At 55.7% G+C, this 280-nt stretch carries 1 protein-coding gene; it reads left to right on the plus strand.

Going from position 1 to position 280, the window contains the following annotated elements:
• The coding region (locus G9F48_RS19405; RefSeq protein WP_165409985.1) for a hypothetical protein at window positions 1-280 on the plus strand (280 nt) is incomplete at both ends.

Here is a 280-nt window from a genome sequence, read left to right on the forward strand (position 1 = left end):
GTATGCGTCCGATTGACGGGGCTCACCGCCCGTTTTCTGGAAGAGGAAACGGAGGGAAAACCGCTCTTGCTTCAGCCAAAGTGGCAGGAATCACCGCCGGATGAAGGCGGCGGACAAGAAGAGTCTTTCAGATACGTGACGCTGTATGGCGGAATGAACGCTGAAGACATAAGCGGCGCAGTATGTGCGGCTGACGGCGAAGGTCCGATTGAAGACCGTTATGACGCCTGCGCGGCGGAGCTGTCAGCGATCGTCAAGCGTCTTATCAAAGAAAAACAGA

Source organism: Bacillus sp. EKM420B (assembly GCF_011065565.1).
GTDB classification, from domain to species: domain Bacteria; phylum Bacillota; class Bacilli; order Bacillales; family Bacillaceae; genus Bacillus; species Bacillus velezensis.